This is a genomic window from Pseudomonas sp. UFMG81, from assembly GCF_015354575.1.
GTDB lineage: Bacteria > Pseudomonadota > Gammaproteobacteria > Pseudomonadales > Pseudomonadaceae > Aquipseudomonas.
The window spans coordinates 1-22,599 of sequence record NZ_JACAFQ010000051.1 but is presented as its reverse complement, the minus strand read 5'-3'; the positions used below and the strand labels follow the sequence as shown (position 1 = coordinate 22,599).

The following is a 22,599-nucleotide window of genomic DNA, read 5'->3' as shown; positions in this document are numbered from 1 at the left end:
TTGAAGACGTGGTCGATAACACCACCATCTCGGTAACGGCTGACCCAGCGAAAGAAGGCGACACCAATGTCACCTTCCACTTCCAGCTGAGCAATCCGCCGCAAGCCGGCAGCACCACTACGCTGACCGTCAACGTGGGTGGCAAGGACTACACCGTAGTTGTCGATGCTTCCGGCAAAGGCAAGCTGGATGTACCGAATACCAACGGTGAAGACTTCTACAAAGATGCAACTGAAGTCACGGCTACCGTCACCAACGTAGAAGGTGGCAACTACGAAGCTGTAGACCTGGGCAATGCCAAGCACACCGTTACTGTTGAAGACACCATCACTCCTGATGGCACTACAACCGTCACCATTACTGCCGACCCGGCNAAAGAAGGCGACNCCAACGTNACCTTCCACTTCCAGCTGAGCAACCCGCCACAGGCCGGCAGCACCACGACCCTGACCGTGAATGTGGGCGGCAAGGACTACACCGTCCAGGTGGATGCGACTGGTAAAGGCAAGCTCGACGTCCCGAACACCAACAGCAACACCAACGACTTCTACAAGGATCCAACCGAAGTCACTGCCACCGTCACCAAAGTTGAAGGTGGTAACTACGAGGCTGTTGATCTGAACGGTGCCACGCACACCGCGACCGTTGAAGACGTAGTCGATAACACCACCGTCTCGGTTACTGCCGACCCAGGGCAAGCTCGACGTCCCGAACACCAACAGCAACACCAACGACTTCTACAAGGATCCAACCGAAGTCACTGCCACCGTCACCAAAGTTGAAGGTGGTAACTACGAGGCTGTTGATCTGAACGGTGCCACGCACACCGCGACCGTTGAAGACGTAGTCGATAACACCACCGTCTCGGTTACTGCCGACCCAGCGAAAGAAGGCGACGCCAACGTCACCTTCCACTTCCAGCTGAGTAACCCGCCGCAGGCCGGCAGCACCACTACGCTGACCGTCAATGTCGGTGGCAAGGACTACACCGTGGTCGTCGATGCCTCCGGCAAAGGCAAGCTCGACGTCCCGAACACCAACAGCAACACCAACGACTTCTACAAAGATNCAACCGAAGTCACCGCNACCGTCACCAAAGTCGAAGGCGGTAACTACGAAGCCGTGGACCTGAGTGGTGCCACGCACACCGCGACCGTCGAAGATGTGGTCGACAACACCACCATCTCGGTAACGGCTGACCCGGCGAAAGAAGGCGACACTAACGTCACCTTCCACTTCCAGCTGAGCAATCCGCCGCAAGCCGGCAGCACCACCACGTTGACCGTCAACGTTGGTGGCAAGGACTACACCGTGGTCGTCGATGCCTCCGGCAAAGGCAAGCTGGATGTGCCGAACACCAACGGCAACACCAACGACTTCTACAAAGATCCGACCGAAGTCACTGCCACCGTCACCAAAGTGGAAGGCGGCAACTACGAAGCGGTTGATCTGAGTGGTGCCACGCATACCGCGACTGTTGAGGATGTGGTTGATAACACCACCATCTCGGTAACGGCCGACCCAGCGAAAGAAGGCGACGCCAACGTCACCTTCCACTTCCAGCTGAGCAATCCACCGCAGGCTGGCAGCACCACCACCCTGACCGTGAACGTCGGTGGCAAGGATTACACCGTAGTGGTCGATGCCTCCGGCAAAGGTAAGCTGGAGGTACCGAACACCAACGACAACACCAACGACTTCTACAAAGATCCGAGCGAAGTCACCGCGACTGTCACCAAAGTCGAGGGCGGTAACTACGAAGCGGTTGATCTGAGTGGTGCCACGCACACGGCGACCGTTGAAGATGTAGTGGACAACACCACCGTCTCGGTTACGGCTGATCCAGCGAAAGAAGGCGACGCCAACGTCACCTTCCACTTCCAGCTGAGCAATCCGCCACAGGCCGGTAGCACCACCACCCTGACCGTCAACGTTGGTGGCAAGGACTACACCGTCCAGGTGGATGCTTCGGGCAAAGGCAAGCTGGATGTGCCGAACACCAACGGCAACACCAACGATTTCTACAAAGATCCAACCGAAGTCACCGCCACCGTCACCAAAGTCGAAGGCGGCAACTACGAAGCCGTTGATCTGAGTGGTGCCACGCACACCGCGACCGTAGAAGATGTGGTGGACAACACCACCGTCTCGGTAACGGCTGACCCAGCGAAAGAAGGCGACACCAACGTCACCTTCCACTTCCAGCTGAGCAACCCGCCGCAGGCCGGCAGCACTACCACCCTGACCGTCAATGTGGGTGGCAAGGACTACACCGTGGTCGTCGATGCCTCTGGCAAAGGCAAGCTGGATGTGCCGAACACCAACAGCAATACCAATGACTTCTACAAAGATCCGACTGAAGTCACCGCCACTGTCACCAAGGTCGAGGGCGGCAACTATGAAGCCGTTGACCTGGCTGGTGCCACGCACACCGCGACCGTCGAAGATGTGGTCGATAACACCACCATCTCGGTAACCGCTGACCCGGCGAAAGAAGGCGACACCAATGTCACCTTCCACTTCCAGCTGAGCAATCCGCCGCAAGCCGGCAGCACCACTACGCTGACCGTCAACGTGGGTGGCAAGGACTACACCGTAGTTGTCGATGCTTCCGGCAAAGGCAAGCTGGATGTACCGAATACCAACGACAACACCAACGATTTCTACAAAGATCCGTCTGAAGTCACTGCGACTGTCACCAAGGTCGAGGGCGGCAACTATGAAGCCGTGGACCTGAGTGGTGCCACGCACACCGCGACCGTAGAAGATGTGGTGGATAACACTACCGTGACCGTCACCGCCGACCCGGCGAAAGAAGGCGACACCAACGTCACCTTCCACTTCCAGCTGAGCAACCCGCCACAGGCCGGCAGCACCACGACCCTGACCGTGAATGTGGGCGGCAAGGACTACACCGTNTGATCTGAACGGTGCCACGCACACCGCGACCGTTGAAGACGTAGTCGATAACACCACCGTCTCGGTTACTGCCGACCCAGCGAAAGAAGGCGACGCCAACGTCACCTTCCACTTCCAGCTGAGTAACCCGCCGCAGGCCGGCAGCACCACTACGCTGACCGTCAATGTCGGTGGCAAGGACTACACCGTGGTCGTCGATGCCTCCGGCAAAGGCAAGCTCGACGTCCCGAACACCAACAGCAACACCAACGACTTCTACAAAGATGCAACCGAAGTCACCGCCACCGTCACCAAAGTCGAAGGCGGTAACTACGAAGCCGTGGACCTGAGTGGTGCCACGCACACCGCGACCGTCGAAGATGTGGTCGACAACACCACCATCTCGGTAACGGCTGACCCGGCGAAAGAAGGCGACACTAACGTCACCTTCCACTTCCAGCTGAGCAATCCGCCGCAAGCCGGCAGCACCACCACGTTGACCGTCAACGTTGGCGGCAAGGACTACACCGTGGTCGTCGATGCCTCCGGTAAAGGCAAGCTGGATGTGCCGAACACCAACGGCAACACCAACGACTTCTACAAAGATCCGACCGAAGTCACCGCGACTGTCACCAAAGTCGAAGGCGGCAACTACGAAGCCGTGGATCTGAGCGGTGCCACGCACACCGCGACCGTCGAAGATGTGATGGACAACACCACCGTCTCGGTAACGGCTGACCCAGCGAAAGAAGGCGACACCAATGTCACCTTCCACTTCCAGCTGAGCAATCCGCCGCAGGCCGGTAGCACCACCACCCTGACCGTCAACGTTGGTGGCAAGGACTACACCGTCCAGGTGGATGCTTCGGGCAAAGGCAAGCTGGATGTGCCGAACACCAACGGCAACACCAACGATTTCTACAAAGATCCAACCGAAGTCACCGCCACCGTCACCAAAGTCGAAGGCGGCAACTACGAAGCCGTTGATCTGAGTGGTGCCACGCACACCGCCACCGTTGAAGATGTGGTCGATAACACCACCATCTCGGTAACCGCTGACCCGGCGAAAGAAGGCGACACCAATGTCACCTTCCACTTCCAGCTGAGCAATCCACCGCAGGCGGGTAGCACCACGACCCTGACCGTCAATGTGGGCGGCAAGGACTACACCGTCCAGGTGGATGCTTCGGGCAAAGGCAAGCTGGATGTGCCGAACACCAACGGCAACACTAATGACTTCTACAAAGATCCGACTGAAGTCACCGCCACTGTCACCAAAGTCGAGGGCGGCAACTACGAAGCCGTTGATCTGAGTGGTGCCACGCATACCGCGACTGTTGAAGACGTGGTCGATAACACCACCATCTCGGTAACGGCTGACCCAGCGAAAGAAGGCGACACCAATGTCACCTTCCACTTCCAGCTGAGCAATCCGCCTCAGGCCGGCAGCACCACGACCCTGACCGTCGATGTCGGCGGCGTGACCCGTACCGTCAGCATCGACTCGACCGGTAAAGGTACTTTGGTCGTCGCCAACACCAACGGAGAAGACGTCTACCTCGACGCCAGCTCGGTCACCGCCAAGGTCACTGCCGTCAACGGCGGTAACTTCGAGAACGTCAGCCTGACCGGTGCAACCGCTACCGCGACCGTTGCGGACACCATCCAGACCACCACCGTCTCGGTAACGGCTGATCCGGCGAAAGAAGGCGATGCCAACATCACCTTCCACTTCCAGCTGAGCAACCCGCCACAGACTGGCAGCACCACGACCTTGACCGTCGATGTCGGTGGCGTGACCCGCACCGTCAACATCGATTCGACCGGTAAGGGCACTCTGGTCGTCGCCAACACCAACGGAGAAGACGTCTACCTCGACGCCAGCTCGGTCACCGCCAAGGTCACCGCGGTCAACGGCGGCAACTTCGAGAGCGTCAGCCTGACTGGCGCGACCGCTACCGCCACCGTCGCAGATACCATCCAGACCACTACCGTCTCGGTAACGGCTGATCCGGCGAAGGAAGGCGATGCCAACATCACCTTCAACTTCCAACTGAGCAATCCGCCGCAGGCTGGCAGCACCACCACGCTGACTGTTGATGTCGGCGGCGTGACCCGTACCGTCAGCATCGACTCGACCGGCAAAGGTACTCTGGTCGTCGCCAACACCAACGGCGAAGACGTGTACCTCGACGCCAGCTCGGTCACCGCCAAGGTCACCGCGGTCAACGGCGGCAACTTCGAGAACGTCAGCCTGACCGGTGCGACCGCTACCGCCACCGTCGCAGATACCATCCAGACCACTACCGTNTCGGTAACGGCTGATCCGGCGAAGGAAGGCGATGCCAACATCACCTTCAACTTCCAGCTGAGCAATCCGCCGCAGGCTGGCAGCACCGCCACGCTGACTGTTGATGTCGGCGGCGTGACCCGTACCGTCAGCATCGACTCGACCGGCAAAGGCACCCTGGTCGTTGCCAACACCAACGGCGAAGACGTCTACCTCGATGCCAGCTCGGTCACCGCTAAAGTCACCGCGGTCAACGGCGGCAACTTCGAGAACGTCAGCCTGACCGGTGCGACCGCTACCGCGACCGTCGCCGACACCATTCAGACCACTACNGTCTCGGTAACGGCTGATCCGGCGAAGGAAGGCGATGCCAACATCACCTTCAACTTCCAGCTGAGCAACCCACCGCAGGCTGGCACCACCACCACGCTGACCGTCGAAGTCGGCGGCGTGACCCGCACCGTCAGCATCGACTCGACCGGTAAAGGTACTTTGGTCGTCGCCAACACCAACGGCGAAGACGTGTACCTCGACGCCAGCTCGGTCACCGCCAAGGTCACCGCGGTCAACGGCGGCAACTTCGAGAACGTCAGCCTGACCGGTGCAACGGCTACTGCGACCGTCGCCGACACCATTCAGACCACCACCGTCGCGGTAACGGCTGACCCAGCGAAGGAAGGCGATGCCAACATCACCTTCAACTTCCAGCTGAGCAACCCGCCGCAGGCTGGCAGCACCACCACGCTGACCGTCGATGTCGGTGGCGTGATCCGTACCGTCAGCATCGATTCGACCGGCAAGGGCACCCTGGTCGTCGCCAATACCAACGGCGAAGACGTGTACCTGGATGCCAGTTCGGTTATTGCCAAGGTCACCGCGGTCAACGGCGGCAACTTCGAAAACGTCAGCCTGACTGGTGCGACCGCTACCGCCACCGTCGCCGACACCATTCAGACCACTACCGTCTCGGTGACCGCCAACCCAGCGAAGGAAGGCGATGCCAACATCACCTTCAACTTCCAGCTGAGCAACCCGCCGCAGGCTGGCAGCACCACCACGCTGACTGTCGATGTCGGCGGCGTGACCCGTACCGTCAGCATCGATTCGACCGGCAAAGGCACCCTGGTCATCGCCAACACCAACGGCGAAGACGTGTACCTCGATGCCAGCTCGGTCACCGCCAAGGTCACTGCGGTCAACGGCGGCAACTTCGAAAACGTCAGCCTGACCGGTGCAACGGCTACCGCGACCGTTGCCGACACCATCCAGACCACTACCGTCTCGGTAACCGCCAACCCGGCGAAAGAGGGCGATGCCAACGTCACCTTCAACTTCCAGCTGAGCAACCCGCCGCAGGCCGGCAGCACCACCACCCTGACCGTCGACGTCGGTGGCGTGACGCGCACCGTGAACATCGACGCCACCGGCAAAGGCACCTTGGTCGTCGCCAACACCAACGGCGAGGACTTCTACAACGATGCCAGCACCCTCACCGCCACCGTAACGGCGATCAACGGCGGCAACTACGAAGCCACCAGCGTGACCGGTGCAACCACCACCGCCACCATTGCCGACACCATCGACACCACCACCCTGTCGATCAGCGGCACCACGGCGGTCGCCGAGGGTAACAACGCCACCTACACCCTGACGCTGACCAACCCGGCCAAGACCGATGTCACGGTCAAGCTGGTCTACACCGGCACCGCGGCCAATGGCTCGGACTACACCGGCGTGGCCACCGTGGTGATCAAGGCCAACAGCTCGTCGGCCACCTTCACCATCCCGACCTTCAAGGACAACGTCGCCGAAGGCACCGAACAGTTCACCGTGAAGATCGACTCGGCCAGCGGCGGCAACTTCGAGAACCTGGCCATCAGCAGCGGCGCCGGCAGCGTCACCACGCAGATCTTCGAACCGGCCCCGGTGCTGGACCTGGACGCCAACGACTCCAGTGGCAAGAACGGCGCCGACTACCAGACCACCTTCACCGAGAACCAGCCGGGCAGCGGCGTATCGATCGGCGATATCGACGTGTCGATCACTGACTTCGACAGCTCGATGCTGACCGGTGCCACGGTGACCCTGACCAACCGCCAGCCGGGCGATGCGCTCAACCTGGGCAACAGCGTCAACGGCATCAGCATCAACGCCAACAGCACCGACGGCAAAGTGGTCCTGACCTTGAGCGGCACGGCGTCGCTGGCCGACTACATCCAGGCCATCAAGAACATCACCTTCATCAACAACAGCGAAGACCCGAGCACCACGCCGCGCATCGTCACGGTCACCGTGACCGATGGCGTCAACACCTCGAACACCGCGACCACCACGATCAACGTGGTGGCGGTCAACGATGCGCCGACCAGCACCGGCGGCGCAGTGACCGGCACCGAGGACACCGAGCTGACGCTGGGTTGGAGCGACTTCAAGGTCAGCGACGTCGACTCGCCGACCAGCAGCCTGGGCATCACCATCACCAAGCTGCCGGATGCCGGCACGCTGAAGCTGTACAACGGCACCAGCTGGGTGGATGTGAAGGTCAACCAGACCATCAGCCAGGCCGACATCGCCGCCGGCAAGCTGAAGTTCGTGCCGCTGGCCAACCAGTCGGGTGCCGATGGCTATGGCGGTACCGGCGTGGGCAACAAGCAGGCCGACTACGCGCAGATCAAGTACAAGCCTACCGACGGCAAGGACGCGGGCAGCGAGGCCACGCTGAAGGTCGACATCAACCCGGTGGCGGACCAGCCGACCCTCAACATCGGCAACAACAACGTCAACTCGCTCGGTTTGCTCAAGGAAACCTGGAACAGCCTCACGGGCCTGGGTACCAACGGCAACGGCATCACCGGCGATGCGTTGAAGAATGTGTTCGCCAACTCCGGCAGCGCCAGCAAGAGCGAGACGGTCACCACCGTCGACTCGGCCAGCGCCGTCACGGCGGGCACAGGCTCCAAGACCTCCGGCCTGATCTACCTGGAAGCCGGCAAGACCTACACCTTCAGCGGCACGGCCGACGACAGCCTGCAGATCGTCATCGGCGGCCGTAACGTCGCCGGCGCCACCTGGGGCTCGGGCAGCGGCAGCATTTCCGGCAGCTTCACGCCGGGCAAGAGCGGCTACTACACCCTGGAAATCTACAACGCCAACCAGGCCGGGCCAGGCAGCCTGGACGTCAACATCAAGGTGGGCAACGGCGCGGTCACCGACCTGAACAGCGCCAACATCCCGATGTACCCAAGCGTGACCGACCTGACCAATGCTGGCGTGACCGTTTCCGACCTGCACGGCAGCAACGGGCAGGGCTACTACGACGGCTACAAGCTCAACGAAGGCGGCGAGAACGGCGCGCCGGTCAAGCTGGTGAGCATCAGCACCGGCCTGACCGACACCGATGGCTCCGAAACCCTGAGCGTCAAGCTCAGCGGTATCCCGGCAGGCTCGGTGATCGCCGACAACGCCGGCCACACCTTCACCGTCGGCAAGGACGCGGTGGACGTCACCGGCTGGAACCTGGGCAGCCTGACCATCAAGCCGCCGGCCTACTACTACGGCCAGTTCGACGTGAAGGTCAGCTCGACCTCCACCGAGAGCGTCGGCGGCAGCACCGCGACCACTGAAGGCACCATCAAGGTCACCATCACGCCGCAGGTCTACAGCACCAGCAACTTGTCCTCGGACAGCGACAACATCACCGGCACCGATGGCAACGACGTGGTGGTAGCCGATGTGAACGGCCTGCACGTGGTGCCGGGGCAGAACTACAACATCGCCTTCATCGTCGACACCTCGGGCAGCATGGGCTCGTCGGGCGTCGATGCGGCGAAGAAGTCGCTGGAGTCGGTGTTCAAGACCCTGGCCGCCAGCGTCAAGGGCGACCAATCGGGCGTGGTGAACATCCTGCTGGTCGACTTCGCCACCCAGGTGAAGAGCACCGTTTCGGTGACCCTGGACGACGCCGGCCTGCAAAAGCTGTTGAGCGCGCTGAACACCCTCAACGCCAACGGCGGCACCAACTACGAAGATGCCTTCAAGACCACCGCCAACTGGTTCCAGGGGCTCAAGGATGCTGGCAGCACCGGTAGCAACCAGACCTTCTTCATCACCGACGGCAAGCCGACCTACTACCAGTCCGGCGAGCAGCCCAACCCAACGCTGGGCAGCACCGGCACCAGCTTCGACAACTACCTGGCGTCCATCAACTACAAGGCCGGCGTGACCGTCAGCAAGTACCTGGACAACTACAACTACATCACCATCGACAGCGGCGGCAGCCTGACGGTACAGACCTACGGCAACAATGGCTGGCGCACGTCGCTGTCGGGCGATATCCGCGCCGACGGTATCGGTGGCTATGAACTGTCCTCGCGTTCGGGCAGCGGCAGCAGCACCAGCGATGCCACCTGGAACAACGCGACCGACAGCTTCAAGCTGCTCTCGGGCCTGTCCAACGTCGAGGCCATCGGCCTGAACAGCGACGTCAAGACCAGCGACCTGAAGCCGTTCGACTCCGATGGCGTACCGCAGACCAACATCGACCCGAGCAAGCTGGCCGAGGCGATCCTGGGCCATACCGAAGCGACCTTGCCGGGTAACGACCGGGTCGATGGTGGCGATGGCAACGACATCATCTTCGGCGACCTGGTCACCTTCGACTCGATCGCAGGCACCGGTGTCGAGGCGATCCAGGCCTATGTCGCCGGCAAGCTGAGCCTCGATGTCGGTGCCGTGGACGCACGCACCATGCACCAGTACGTCACCGAGCACTACACCGAGTTCGATGTGTCGCGCAGCAATGACGGTTCGGACACCTTGATGGGTGGCGCGGGCAACGACCTGATCTTCGGCCAGGGCGGCAACGATTACCTCGACGGTGGCAAGGGCAACGACATCCTGCTCGGCGGCACCGGCAACGACACCCTGCTGGGTGGTGAAGGCAATGACCTGCTGTTCGGTGGTGCCGGCAACGACACGCTGATCGGTGGCAAGGGCGACGACATCCTCAGTGGCGGCGCCGGCGCCGACACCTTCGTGTGGAAGGCGGGCGACCTGGGCAAGGATGTGATCAAGGACTTCAACTTCAAGGAAGGCGACCGCCTCGACCTCAGCGACCTGCTGCAGGGCGAGAAGGCCAGCACCATCGACAACTTCCTGAAGATCACCACGGTGGGGGGCGAGTCGACCCTGCAGGTGAGCACCGAAGGCAAGCTCAACGCCGCCGGTGGCCTGGCCAACGCCGACGTGACCATCAAGCTCGAGGGCGTGAACTGGTCGAACACCACGATCAATTCGCTGATCAGCGGTGGCGACCCGACCATCAAGATCGACAACTCCAACAGCTGACCCCTACCCCGCCAGCGGCCGGCAACGGCCGCCAGCGGGGCAATGGGCTTCCCCAGCCGTTGCCGTACCCGCATACTCGTGCACCGGGCCTACACGCCCGGTGAACTTTGCCTATGCTGCTGACTACCAAGAAGGACTCATCGTGACGAGGGAAGACGCCATGTTCTACGTGCAACGCGACGACGCTGGCCAGTTGACGCGGGTAGAAGCAGCCCCCTATGCCGAGTACACGGAAATCCTCCCGGCCGACCATGCCGAGATCCAGGAGTGGTTCGCCGACGATGTGGTCGAGAACAGCCTCAAACAGCTCAAGCAGAGCGACCTGGACATGATCCGGGTGCTGGAGGACCTGATCGAGGTGCTGACCGCCAAGGGCGTGTTCAGCATCACCGACCTGCCGCCGGGGGCCCAGGCCAAGTTGCTCAACCGCTCCACCGCGCGCAAGGCGCTGGGTAGCTTGAACAATTTGATCGAGGAAGATGAGGAAGGCGGGTTGATCTGAGGGTCGCCCCTTCGTCGGCAAGCCGGCTCCACCTCATGGCTTGCATTTCTCCTGTAGGAGCGGCCTTGTGCCGCGAAAGGGCTGCATAGCAGCCCCAGCGATAATTGATACAGCGGTGATACCGTGGGGCCGCTTTGCGGCCCGTTCGCGGCACAAGGCCGCTCCTACAGAATCCTGTGCAACTACAGGCTTGAGCTAGGCATTTTTCCAGGGCGCCGGCTCGCCCACCAACTGCCCCTGGATGCCCTGCACACCCATCTCGCGCAGCACTTTCAACTCCCCTTCGGTCTCGACCCGCTCGGCGATCAGCGGCAGGTCGATGCTGTGCGCCGCACGTTGGATAGCCTCGATGAACAGGCGCTTGTGCCGCTCGTGGTCGATGTTGCGGATGTAACCGCCATCGATCTTGAGGTAGGCAAGGCCAAGGTGGGCGAGGTTGCCAATCATGCTGAAGCGGCCGCCGAAGCGCTGCAGCGCCAGGCTGAAACCCAGCCCGCGCAGGCGGCGGGTGAGCTGTTCGAGCACGGCTTGCTCGGGTAGCTGCTCTTCGCCGATCTCGAAGGTCAGGCGTGGCCCGAGGCTCGCATGCTGGCCCAGCAGCTCGTAGACCCGCTGCAACGCCTGGGGATCAGCCAGAGTGGCGGCGGAAAGGTTGAGCGCCAGCGCCTGGTCATGGCCGCGCAGGTGGCGAAGGACCTTTTCCAGCACCAGCAGGTCGAGCCGCGCCATCCAGCCAAAGCGCTCGAGCCAGGGCAGGAAGCGCCCGGCGGCCAGGGCTTCGCCTTGCGCGTCGTGCAGACGCGAGATCACCTTGTAATGCAGCACCCGCTCCGGCACCTGGCAGTCCACCACCGGCTGGAAGAACAGCTCGAACTGCCCCTTGGCCAGCGCCTGCTCCAGGCGCGAGTGCCAGGCATGATGACTGTCGGCGGCCTGGGCCGCAGCGCCCTGCTCCAGGCATACCCAACCCGGCTCCGGCTGGCTTTCGGCACGGGCCAGTGCCTCGTCGGCGAGCTTGAGCAGGGCCTGTGGCGCATCGCCGGGGCTGTAGGGCGCCAGGCCAATGCAGGCCACCGGGTCGACGTCGCTGGCGCCGGTCTGATGCAGGCTCTGCAGGGTCGTGCTCAGCGCCTGGGCCAGCTGGATCGCTTCCTCGTGGACCATGCCCGGCGCCAGCACGGCGAACTCGCCGCCGCGGCTGCGGGTGATCAGGTCGTTGGTTTCCGGGTAGCTGGCACAGGTGCGTCGCAGCTGCTCGCCCACCGCCTGAAGCAGCTGGTCGGTACGCTGGCCGCCCAGGCGTGCGTTGAGGCCGGCCAGGTCCTGCACACGCAGCAACAGCAGGTAACCGGCGCGGGCTTCCTCCACGTTGCTGACCCGGGCATTGAGCTGCATTTCGAAATAGCGGCGGTTGGCCAGGCCCGTGAGACTGTCCTGGTAGGACTCGGTGCGCAGCTTCTCGCTGCGCTCGGCCTGCTCGCTGAACAATGCCTTGAGCTTTTCGACCATCTGGTTCATGGCCTGCACCACGCGACGCAGTTCGGGGGTGCGCGGCAGCTCCGGCAGGCTGAGGAATTCGCGCCGGGCGATGGCGTGGGACTGCGCGACCATATAGTCCAGCGGCCGCAGCTGGCGGCGCAGCAGCAGCGCACCGAGCACCGCACTCAGCGCACCGCACAACAGCAACCAGCCCAGGCTGCCCAAGGCGCTCTGCCAGAGCTTGGCCAGGGCGAACATCGGGTGGCTGACCACTTCAACCCGCGCCGCCTGTTGCCAGCCACGGCTGACGATGGCATCGCCACCGGCCGGTTCCAGGCCGATCAGGTGGATGAACCAGGCCGGTACACCGCCGCTATCGGGTTCGGCGTGACGCTCCACCAGCACGGCGTTGGAGCCCAGGTCGACGACCTTGATGCTTGCGTAGTAGCCGCTGTCGAAGATCGAACTGACCATCAGCTCGACCATGGCCGGGTCGTCGATGTTCGGTGTCAGCGACAGCGCCAACGCGGTGGCCGCATCCTGGGCGTGGGAGCGCAGCTGATTGACGTACTGGCTGCGCGAGCTTTCCAGGCTGACCATGAAGCTGCCACTGAAGGCGACCACCAGGAACAGGCAAATGGCTAGCAGCAATTGTTTGAACAGTGACATCTGTGCTCCTTCAGTAAACCGGTTCGGCCGGGAACCCTTCGGCCTGCATTTTTTTCAGCAAGTCCTGCCAGCGTGACAAGCGCTTGGTGTCGCCGACTTTCTTGTTGCCGCCGGCGCCGGTCAGCCACAGGCCTTCACCGTTGAAGGCGTACACCGGCAGCAAGTCGGTGCGCTGGCTGGCCGGCTTGATGGCGTCCATCAGGCTGTCGAGCACCAGCGGCTGGGCCTGTGGGCTTGAATAATAGGTCAGGACCATGTGCGCCCGGTTCTGGCGCAGGGCTTTTACGTAGGTGATACGCAGCTTTTCGGCGGGGATGCCCATGCGCCGCAGGCTGAAGTACTTGGCGATGGCGTAGTCTTCGCAGTCGCCGGCACCCTTGATCAGCGACTGCACCGGGGTGGCCCAGTAATCGACTTCGTGCCACAGGTCGATGTCTTCGACGTAGCGCAGTTGCTTGTTGAAGAACAGGTTGACGACCTTCAGCTGTTCCAGCTCGCTGCCCTGCTTTTGCGCCGCCATCAGGTTCTGCCAGGCATCTATGCGGCCCTGGCCGGGCCCCAGGGGCCCGTACAGGGCCTGGGCGCGGCGGCTGATCTGGGAGAAGTCCCAATCCGCCTGCGTGCCGCCCAGCCAAAGATAGCCGAGCAACAAGGCAATACCGAGGCGACGCAGGGTCGCAGTGTGAGCCCAAGGTATCGCCACTGCGAACACCCGTTCAGATTCGTCGAAAACAGCGATGGTGCGGGCTAGCGCGATAAAAGACAATGGCACCTTGCGATCACCCGCCAACCGTCGGCAAAGCCCTTTGATGCAGGCGTCTGGCCATAGCGGTGGCTTCCCTTGGCCGACGACTTGCTTCACGATAGTCATTGTGTGGCCGTGCCACCTCCCTCGTTCCACAAGGCGTTTGACAACCGCCCCCTTCCCTCACTAGGGTTATTGGATCCAATCTTGCTGAGGCAGACCCCGCGTGGCTGAGAAAATCAAACTCCTGAGCGCCGTCCTGGGCAGCGAACAGGTCCCTGCGCACCTGGCTCGCAGTGTGATCGAGGAGCGCCTGCGCAGTGCCATCCTCGATGGGCGCCTTCCACCAGGTACCGCGCTGCGTCAGCAAGAACTGGCCACGCTGTTCGGCGTCAGCCGCATGCCGGTGCGCGAAGCGTTGCGCCAGCTCGAGGCGCAGTCGCTGCTGCAGGTGGTGATGCACAAGGGCGCCGTGGTCGCGCCGCTGATCGGCGAGGATGGGGTCGACACCTACGGGCTGCGGGTGATCCTCGAATCCGAGGCCCTGCGCCAGTCCATCCCCTTGCTCGACGCCGACGACATCGCCCTCGCCCGCAGCTATATCCAGCAACTGGAGAACGAGACCCGCCACGCCGAGATCGGCCGGCTCAACCGCTTGTTCCACATGACGCTGTACAGCAAGGCGCACAACCAGAAGCTGCTGCGCCTGATCGAGATCGAGCTCAACGAGGAAGAACGCTTCCTGCGCTTCCACCTCTCGTCCATGGGGCTGGGCAAGCTCACCCAGGACGATCACATCGCCTTGGTCGATGCCGCCAGCGACAAGCTTGTGGATGAGGCGGTAAGACTGCTGGAAGTGCATCTGAACACGGCTGCTCGGACCATCAGGAACTACCTGGACAGGCAAGCGGCCGGCTGAGCCAGGCACAGCGCTGACAGGTGATGCGGTAAAGAGGAATGGCAGTGCATACTCGACGGGAAGCACCGGGAGAAATGCCCAGGATTCGCCTGATATGCCTGGCCTGCGATCGCCGGCAGCTGGCCCGGTATCAAACCTGGGCCCACGTTCTGGGCGAGCCGATCGAGCTGGTCGCCGTCGACATCACCGCCCTCACCCACACCGACCAGATCTGCGCCACGCAAACCCTGATCGATCACCTCGAATCATTTCTTGAACAGCCTCATGCCATATTCGGCCAGCAACAGGGTGGTTGCCTGGCACTGGCGCTGACGCAACTGACCCAGCAACGCTTTCCTGGCCAGACCCGGCATCTCTTTGTTTCAGGTTGTGACTGCCCTGGTCCTGCCGCATCTGACGTTTGCGAGCATGGCCTCCAGGTGCCGGTCACCGTTCTCTACCCTTCGGGATCGCTACCCACCATGCTCGGTTGGCAGGACCTGGCCCATCGCGAGCTGGAACTGATTGAGCTTCCGGCCGAAGCCGTCGATGCCCCTCTGCTCGACCAACGCCTGGTGAGCATCGTCAGCACCCACCTGCGGCTGCTCAGCCTGCAGTAATTGCAGCGGCCAACCTGGCCGCGGTTGAGGTACTTCCCATACTCCGCCTGCCACAAGGCATGGCGGTACCCGCCTTTTGAGCACACTCTACACATCGCAGCGGCCGCTGATCACCTCAAGCGGACCTGGCTGTCTGCATCACGTCCACCAACAGAAGGAGCCTGACCCCGGGGCAAGGACCGCATCACGATCAGCCGCCCCTGAACAGTACGACCTCCCCTACTCCCGTTTATCAGTGCTCCGAGTGAGGCATTCACTCTGCGTTATGTTTTTCTGATATTTATTTATCGGAAGGAGTACTTATTATCCAAATAAAACTTCCAGATAAGTTTTAGCGCACACTCTTTTTAACGAAAAAGTTAAACTTTCAAATAAATAAAAAAACAATTGCAAGTCTCTTTGCCCTTGCTCTAACTTCTATGGCGTTGTGTGCAAAAAAGCCCGGCACTACCGTGAACGCCCGGCCACACAGCGCTCTACAGCCTGCGCACATTGCCTAACTGCGAAACTTCGTTCGAGGTATCCGCTCGCCCCGCGTATGGGGATCGGCAATTCGCAGGGTCTGCCACGCCTGAAACTTTCTAATGAACGGACCTTTACATGAGCACATTGAAGAGCACCCTCACCCATAAGAAACATGAACTTTCCCGGCACCCGTTGTTTTCTGAAATCGATACGATGGATAACTTGCGGCGGTTCATGGAAACCCATGTATTCGCCGTATGGGACTTCATGTCGCTGACCAAGCGCCTGCAACAGGAGCTCACCTGTGTCAGCCTGCCCTGGCTCCCCCCTGCCGACCCCGCGGCCGCGCGCCTGATCAACGAGATCGTGCTGGGCGAGGAGTCGGACGATCGTCTCGACCACGGGCATTACAGCCACTTCGAGCTGTACCTGGACGCCATGCGTGAAGTGGGTGCCTGCACTCAGGCGATCGAGCGCTTCATCGCCCTGCAGCGCCAGGGCATCGATGCCGTCAGCGCCTTGCAACGCGCAGAGGCCAGCGAGGCGGCGCAGCATTTCGTCCGCGACACCCTTGAGGTGGCCCTGGATGCCCCCGCTCACCGCGTTGCCGCGGCCTTCCTGCATGGCCGCGAGAGCGTCATCCCGGCGATGTTCCAGCAGATCCTCGATGAATGGGGGATCGGCATCGAACAGGCGCCTACCTTCCGTTACTACCTGCAACGCCATATCGAGGTGGACTCGGAAGACCACGGTCCGGCCGCCGAGGAGCTGCTGGCGCGCTTGGTGGACCACGACCCGGCGCGCCAGGAGGATGTGTACGCCGCCGCCATCGCCGCAGTCGACAGCCGCATGGCCTTGTGGAACCGCCTGCGCGCCGCGTTGCATGCCCAGCTCGCCGAGGTCGCACCATGAACACCGCCGAATACCGCTCGTTCGCCGATGCCTGGGAAGAGCGCGCCACCATCCGCACCCGGCCCCGGCGCCGGGTGGAGGATGACCAGCGGCTGATCTACCCGCTCAGCCGCCAGCCGTTGGTGCTCGGCGCCACCTTCCAGCGCGAATGCCCGCACCTGCGCGATTTCGTGTTGGTGCAAAGCCTCTACAAATTCATCAATGACGTGGTGATCTTCGAGACCGAGATCGTCGACCGCACTGCCCGACGCATCGCCAAGGACCGCTTCGCCGTGCGCTTCCCGTTCGCCTGCCGCTATGACGCGATGACCGTGGTAGTCGACGAGGACTATCACGCGCTGGTGGCCATGGACTTCCTGCAACAGACCATAGCCCTGACCGGTATCGAGCCGATCGCCCTGCCCCGGGAGATCGAACTCAGCCGGGCGATCCCGGCAGCGCTGGCGCAGGTACCCGACGCGCTGCGTGATCCGCTGGAGCTGATCTGCGTGGGGATCGCCGAAAACACCCTGACGGATGATGTCGCGGCTTTCGCCCGCGATGAATCAGTAAAACCTTCGGTGAAGGGGCTGATGGCCGACCACCTGCTCGACGAGGGGCGGCACTCAAGCTTCTGGGCCCGGCTGACCCGCCTCTACTGGCAGGCGGCGCCAGAGGCCGACCGCCAGGCGCTGGCCGAGGTGCTGCCGGTGTTCCTGGCCCAATACCTGACCAATGATATCCAGCAGGCCTTCGATTTCGCCCTGATCGACGCGCTGCCGGTGAGCGAGCCCGTACGCCGGGCCCTGCGTGAGGAAACGCAGGGGGTGGCCTACCCGATCAATCACCAGCACCCCCTGCTGGGCAACATCCTGCGCTTCTTCCGCGGCAGCTCGATGCTCGAGTCGGCCTGCGTGCAGGACGCGCTTGGCGACTATCTGCCATGAGGACCCGTTCATGAGACGCCTCGACATACTTCTGGTGGGCGCCAGCCTCGCGCTGGGGAAGCTGGCCAAGTCACTCGACGAGCATGGCCATGGTATCGCCATGGCCGACAGCGGCGAGGCCTTGCACGGGCAATTGGCCCATAGCCCGCACTTGGTAGTGGAAGACGGTAGCCTCGCGCTTGCCAGCAACCACTGGCAGGGCTTGGGCGACACCCCGCTGCTGCGGCTGCGCCTGGGTGTCAGCTTCGCCGAAACCCTGCCGCGCCTGGAGGTGCTGTGCTGGTGCGGCAGTGCCAGCGCCCAACGCCTGATCGACCGCGTGCCGGTGCACGCGTCGGCTTCTGGCAATGGCCGGCAACTGTGTGAAGACGCCGAGCTGGCCTTGTGCGACCAGGTGGCGTTGCAGGTCACCCGCTTCGCCCGCTACCCGCATTACCTGCTGGAGGCACCGGCGGTAGATCCCGGCGCGCAAGAACGCGAGCAGGGCTTGGGCTGGCTGGAAACCCTGGCCTACCGGCACCCGTTCAATCGCACCCTGCGGGCCGACCTGCTGGAGAAGGCCGAAGGCAGCCTGATTGGACAACTTGAACACAGCCTGCGCCGCTATGCCGACGTTCCCGCCGTGAGCCATGGAGGGCAGCACTACAGCTACGGCCAGTTGCATGGCCGCGCTGCGGCTATCCAGCAGGCCTTGCTGCCGTTGCTACCAGAGGGTGGGCAATGCCCGCCGGTGGTCGCGGTGTGCATGGCCAAATCCCTGGAGCTGTACGCCAGCCTGTTGGCGCTGCTGGGATGCGGAGCTATCTACCTGCCCTTGGACCCGGCTACCCCGGCTGAACGCCGTCAGCGTATCGTCAAGGATGCTGGTGCCTGCTTGCTACTGCACGACGGCCAGGTGCCTGCGGACATTGCACACTTGAGTGTGCATGACCTGCAGCCGCTCGATGCCACTTCGTTGCCGAGCCTGGCGCAGCGCGAGAGTCAACCGGAACAGCCCTGTGTGGCCATCTACACATCCGGCACTACCGGGCAGCCCAAGGGCGTGCTGCTCAGCCAGCGCAACCTTTTGCACTTCATCGCCTGGTACCGCACTCATGTGGAGCTGGACGGCCACAGCCGGGTATTGCAGTTCTCCACCATCGGCTTCGATGCCTCGTTGCTGGATGTCCTGCCAACCTTTGTGTGTGGCGCGCAGCTGGTGCTGCCCAGCGAAGACCAGCGGCGAGACCCGCAGCAGCTGGTTCGACTTATTCACAGCCAGGCCGTCAGCCATGCATTCCTTCCTCCGGCACTGCTGAGCATCCTGCCGCGTGGCGTTCACCTGGGCCTGCGGCACCTGATCACCGGTGGCGATGTCTGCGAGCCCGAAGTCATCGCCCGCTTCTCCAGCCAGTGCCGGATGCACAACATCTACGGGCCGACCGAGACCACGGTGCTGGCCACCACCCGGGTGTTCGCTGCCAACGACAGCAATCGCAACCTCGGCCTGCCAATCGCCAATACCCAGGTACTGATCCTCGACGAGCACTTGCGGCCGGTGCTGGAGCAGGTGGCGGGCGAGCTGTACATCGTCGGCCCTGGGGTGGGTGTCGGCTATTTGAACAACCCAGCTTTGACCGCCGCACGCTTTGTTGAACTGACGCTGCCCGATGGTCGCTCGCTGCGGGCCTATCGTACCGGCGATATCGGCAAATGGACGGCACAGGGCATCGAACTGTGTGGCCGGCAGGACAACCAGGTGAAGATCCGCGGTTTCCGGGTGGAGCCGGAGGAGATCGAGCATTGCCTGCGCGAAAGTCGCTTGTTTGCCCAGGTGGCGGTGGTGGTCGATGCGCAGCGTCGCCTCCTGGCCTTCGCCGCCCAGGCCGAACAGGACGATGCCGAGCGTCGGTTGCGCGAACATGCCGAGCGGCACCTGCCCGACTACATGCGCCCGATGTTCTATCAGGTGCTGGAGCAGCTGCCCTACACCGCCAATGGCAAGGTGGACCGCCCAGCCTTGGCAGCACGCCCGCTGGCTCTGCCGGCGAGCCGGGACATGCAGCCTCGCACGGCCAGCGAGCATCGCCTGCGCAGCCTGTGGAGCGAGCTGCTGGAGCTACCGCAAGCCGACATATCCATCGATGACAGTTTCTTCAACCTCGGCGGCCACTCGATCCTGCTGTCGCGCCTGCTGCTTGAGGTTCGCCAGCAGTTCGGCCGGGGGGTGGCCATCAACCGCTTCATCGAACAGCCGACCTTGCAGCGCCTGGGCGCGCTGCTGGACGGCGATGACGAGGGGGCGCAGGTCACCCAGGCACGCCTGGAACAGGATGCCAATCGAGCGCTGGGCTTGCAGGTGCTGCCGATAGAGTGCCTGGGCGACGTGCACAAGGTAATCGTCACCGGCGCCAACAGCTTCCTCGGCGTGCACCTAGTCGAGGCGCTGCTGGAATGGGGGGCCAGTGAAGTAGCCTGCCTGGTGCGCAGCGCCGGCGGTCTGACAGCTGAACAACGCTTTGCCCAGGCGCTTCAGGATAACCACATCGTCTTGGATATGAGCCGAGTGCGAGTGTTCGAGGCTGACTTGCGCCAAACACGGCTGGGCTTGTCCCAGCTCGACTACGACTACCTGGACAACAGCTACGGCGCCCTGCTGCACAACGCCGCCCAGGTGAACCATGTGCTCGACTACCAGGCGCTGGCCGCCGACAACATCGAACCGCTGTTCGAATGCCTGCGGCTGTGCGAAGGACGGCGCAAGAAGGTGTTCAACTTCGTCTCGACGCTGTCCGCCTGTAGCGCTGTCGACGATGACGGGCGCGTACTGGAGGACGACCCGGCGAGCAGTCCGCCCCTGTATATCCGCAATGGCTACAACCTGAGCAAATGGGTCGGCGAGCGCATTCTCAGCCGCGCCCGCCAGCAGGGGGTGTGGGTCAATCTGTTCCGACCGGGGAACATCACCTTCGACAGCCGCACAGGCGCCTGCCAGCCCCAACGCAACCGCCTGATGCTGATGCTCAAGGGGTCATTGCAACTGGGGCAGGTACCGGCCCTGGATATCGACTTCGACCTCATGCCTGTGGACTTCCTCGCCCGCTTCATCGCTTTCCACAGCAGCCGTCACCAGGCCGCCCAGTGCGTGTTCAACCTGCACAACCCCGAGCCGCTTCGCTGGCGGGACTATCTCGCCTCGTTTGGCGAGCAGGGGCATGCGTTCGAGCTTGTCAGCATCGAACAGTGGCAACAGCAACTGAGCCGGGTCGATCGCGGTAACGCGCTGTATGACGTGCTCGGCTTCTACCTGGACGGCTTCGAGGAAGACATCGGCGATATCTCTGGCATCGCCCACGACAACGCCCGTGCCGGTGTACGGCGCATGGGCACCCACTATCCGAGCAAGAGCCCGGAGCTGCTCAGCCGTGGCTGCCGCTACCTGGCCGACATCGGCTTTATCTGACCCTTTATCAACAGGAGCAATACCGCATGCAAACACTCAAACCCGATACCCTGATCCGCAATCCTGAGGGCTGCCTGGTAGTGTCCAGCGTGGATATCGCCGCACCGGCGGCTAGCGTATGGAACATCGTCGGCAACTTCGCAGGGTTCCCGGTCTTCATTCCAGCGCTGGCACATATCGAAATGACTGGCAGCGGCGTGCGTTCGGTGCGCAAGAAGCTGTTCAAGGATGGCAATGTGGTGATCGAGCAACTGAATACGCGGGACGAGCAGGCGATGAATATGACCTGGAGCCTGATTTACACCAGCTTGAATATCGGCAACCTGTGGGCGGCGATGGAGGTAGTCGCGATCGATAGCGATCACAGCCGTGCTACCTGGACCATCCAGGCCGAGCCATGGGAAGGCGGGCCAGAGGCGTTGCCTGGGTTCCAGGCGTTTCTGCAGGGGTTTGCCGATGAGGCGATGGGGAATGTCAGGAATCTGTTGAGCTGATCGACTGGCAACAAAGAGCCGCTCCAAATGGAGCGGCTTTTTTATATCTGGAACAACCCGATCCGTAGGAGCCAGCCTTGCTGGCGAACAGCTTTGGCACCGCGGCGTAAGGTTCGCCGGCAAGCCGGCTCCTACGGGTTGGGGTGAGCTGGATTTACCTGACGCGGAAAAGACAAAACCCCTATCTGCCTGCGCAGATAGGGGTTTTGCGAAATGAATCTTGACGATGACCTACTCTCACATGGGGAAACCCCACACTACCATCGGCGATGCATCGTTTCACTGCTGAGTTCGGGATGGGATCAGGTGGTTCCAATGCTCTATGGTCGTCAAGAAATCCTGTGTGCCGAACCGTCCCGAGGACGTGTCAGCGAATCTCTGTACTCTCTACTTAAAGACAAAACCCCTACCTGCATGCGCAGATAGGGGTTTTGCGAAATGAATCTTGACGATGACCTACTCTCACATGGGGAAACCCCACACTACCATCGGCGATGCATCGTTTCACTACTGAGTTCGGGATGGGATCAGGTGGTTCCAATGCTCTATGGTCGTCAAGAAATTCGGTTGCCGGTCTGTCTTTGCAGACAACCCAGCCAATTCGGATATGTGANNTTGTGAAGTTGCGAACTTTCGGNTCTTTCGTCTTCACCACCACAATCTGCAGTTGCAAATTGCTTGGGTGTTATATGGTCAAGCCTCACGGGCAATTAGTATTGGTTAGCTCAACGCCTCACAGCGCTTACACACCCAACCTATCAACGTCGTAGTCTTCGACGGCCCTTTAGGGGATTCAAGATCCCAGTGAGATCTCATCTTGAGGCAAGTTTCCCGCTTAGATGCTTTCAGCGGTTATCTCTTCCGAACATAGCTACCCGGCAATGCCACTGGCGTGACAACCGGAACACCAGAG

12 protein-coding genes and 3 rRNA genes are annotated in these 22,599 nt (G+C 62.0%); 10 read left to right on the top strand and 5 right to left on the bottom strand.

Features of this window, described 5'->3' with window-relative positions:
• The first annotated feature begins 8 nt into the window (after window positions 1-8).
• The 4 genes from IX761_RS27445 to IX761_RS25230 all read left to right on the top strand — a co-directional run bounded on the left by IX761_RS27445 (window position 9) and on the right by IX761_RS25230 (window position 11,036).
• Entirely contained in the window at window positions 9-782 is a 774-nt protein-coding gene (locus tag IX761_RS27445; RefSeq protein ID WP_194792212.1) for an immunoglobulin-like domain-containing protein, read from the top strand.
• On the top strand, window positions 682-2,922 hold the full coding sequence (locus IX761_RS27440) for an immunoglobulin-like domain-containing protein (protein WP_323744615.1): 2,241 nt from the start codon (window positions 682-684) through the stop codon (window positions 2,920-2,922). The genes IX761_RS27445 and IX761_RS27440 overlap by 101 nt, the downstream gene beginning before the upstream one ends.
• A complete protein-coding gene (locus IX761_RS25235; RefSeq protein WP_194792210.1) occupies window positions 2,894-10,534 on the top strand; it encodes an immunoglobulin-like domain-containing protein in 7,641 nt (2,546 codons plus the stop codon). Before IX761_RS27440 ends, IX761_RS25235 begins: the two co-directional genes overlap by 29 nt.
• A gap of 160 nt (window positions 10,535-10,694) precedes the next feature.
• Window positions 10,695-11,036, top strand: coding sequence for a tryptophan synthase subunit beta (locus IX761_RS25230; protein ID WP_194792226.1), 342 nt, complete (start codon window positions 10,695-10,697; stop codon window positions 11,034-11,036).
• A gap of 195 nt (window positions 11,037-11,231) precedes the next feature.
• On the opposite strand, the gene lapD is transcribed toward IX761_RS25230, so the two are convergent.
• Both lapD and lapG read right to left on the bottom strand, forming a co-directional pair.
• Complete coding sequence (gene lapD / locus IX761_RS25225) at window positions 11,232-13,184, bottom strand: cyclic di-GMP receptor LapD (protein ID WP_194792209.1); 1,953 nt, start codon at window positions 13,182-13,184, stop codon at window positions 11,232-11,234.
• Between the two features lie 10 nt (window positions 13,185-13,194).
• Window positions 13,195-13,956 carry a cysteine protease LapG gene (gene lapG / locus IX761_RS25220; protein ID WP_194792208.1) on the bottom strand — a complete coding sequence of 254 codons (762 nt, stop codon included), beginning with the start codon at window positions 13,954-13,956 and terminating at the stop codon, window positions 13,195-13,197.
• Between the two features lie 199 nt (window positions 13,957-14,155).
• Between lapG and IX761_RS25215 the strand changes: the two genes are divergently transcribed.
• The 6 genes from IX761_RS25215 to IX761_RS25190 all read left to right on the top strand — a co-directional run bounded on the left by IX761_RS25215 (window position 14,156) and on the right by IX761_RS25190 (window position 21,686).
• A complete protein-coding gene (locus IX761_RS25215; RefSeq protein ID WP_194792207.1) occupies window positions 14,156-14,848 on the top strand; it encodes a GntR family transcriptional regulator in 693 nt (230 codons plus the stop codon).
• Between the two features lie 74 nt (window positions 14,849-14,922).
• Window positions 14,923-15,447, top strand: a complete 525-nt coding sequence (locus IX761_RS25210) for a hypothetical protein (RefSeq protein ID WP_194792206.1) — start codon at window positions 14,923-14,925, stop codon at window positions 15,445-15,447.
• Between the two features lie 600 nt (window positions 15,448-16,047).
• Complete coding sequence (locus IX761_RS25205; protein WP_194792205.1) at window positions 16,048-16,824, top strand: DUF3050 domain-containing protein; 777 nt, start codon at window positions 16,048-16,050, stop codon at window positions 16,822-16,824.
• On the top strand, window positions 16,821-17,750 hold the full coding sequence (locus IX761_RS25200; protein ID WP_194792204.1) for a diiron oxygenase: 930 nt from the start codon (window positions 16,821-16,823) through the stop codon (window positions 17,748-17,750). The genes IX761_RS25205 and IX761_RS25200 overlap by 4 nt, the downstream gene beginning before the upstream one ends.
• A gap of 10 nt (window positions 17,751-17,760) precedes the next feature.
• A complete protein-coding gene (locus tag IX761_RS25195) occupies window positions 17,761-21,192 on the top strand; it encodes an amino acid adenylation domain-containing protein (protein ID WP_194792203.1) in 3,432 nt (1,143 codons plus the stop codon).
• 26 nt (window positions 21,193-21,218) lie between these two features.
• Window positions 21,219-21,686, top strand: coding sequence for an SRPBCC family protein (locus IX761_RS25190; RefSeq protein WP_194792202.1), 468 nt, complete (start codon window positions 21,219-21,221; stop codon window positions 21,684-21,686).
• Window positions 21,687-21,904: 218 nt separating this feature from the next.
• On the opposite strand, the gene rrf (IX761_RS25185) is transcribed toward IX761_RS25190, so the two are convergent.
• The 3 genes from rrf (IX761_RS25185) to IX761_RS25175 all read right to left on the bottom strand — a co-directional run.
• A 5S ribosomal RNA gene (rrf, locus tag IX761_RS25185) occupies window positions 21,905-22,020 on the bottom strand.
• Window positions 22,021-22,129: 109 nt separating this feature from the next.
• Window positions 22,130-22,245 (bottom strand): 5S ribosomal RNA (gene rrf / locus IX761_RS25180).
• A 130-nt stretch (window positions 22,246-22,375) separates the two neighbouring features.
• A 23S ribosomal RNA gene (locus IX761_RS25175) occupies window positions 22,376-22,599 on the bottom strand; the annotation flags it as partial.

Coding starts and splice junctions, on each gene's coding strand:
- IX761_RS25205 (WP_194792205.1), top strand. CDS start 16,048: ATGAGCACATTGAAGAGCACCCTCACCCATAAGAAACATGAACTTTCC.
- IX761_RS25210 (WP_194792206.1), top strand. CDS start 14,923: ATGCCCAGGATTCGCCTGATATGCCTGGCCTGCGATCGCCGGCAGCTG.
- IX761_RS25195 (WP_194792203.1), top strand. CDS start 17,761: ATGAGACGCCTCGACATACTTCTGGTGGGCGCCAGCCTCGCGCTGGGG.
- IX761_RS25190 (WP_194792202.1), top strand. CDS start 21,219: ATGCAAACACTCAAACCCGATACCCTGATCCGCAATCCTGAGGGCTGC.
- lapD (WP_194792209.1), bottom strand. CDS start 13,184: ATGTCACTGTTCAAACAATTGCTGCTAGCCATTTGCCTGTTCCTGGTG.
- IX761_RS25200 (WP_194792204.1), top strand. CDS start 16,821: ATGAACACCGCCGAATACCGCTCGTTCGCCGATGCCTGGGAAGAGCGC.
- IX761_RS25230 (WP_194792226.1), top strand. CDS start 10,695: ATGTTCTACGTGCAACGCGACGACGCTGGCCAGTTGACGCGGGTAGAA.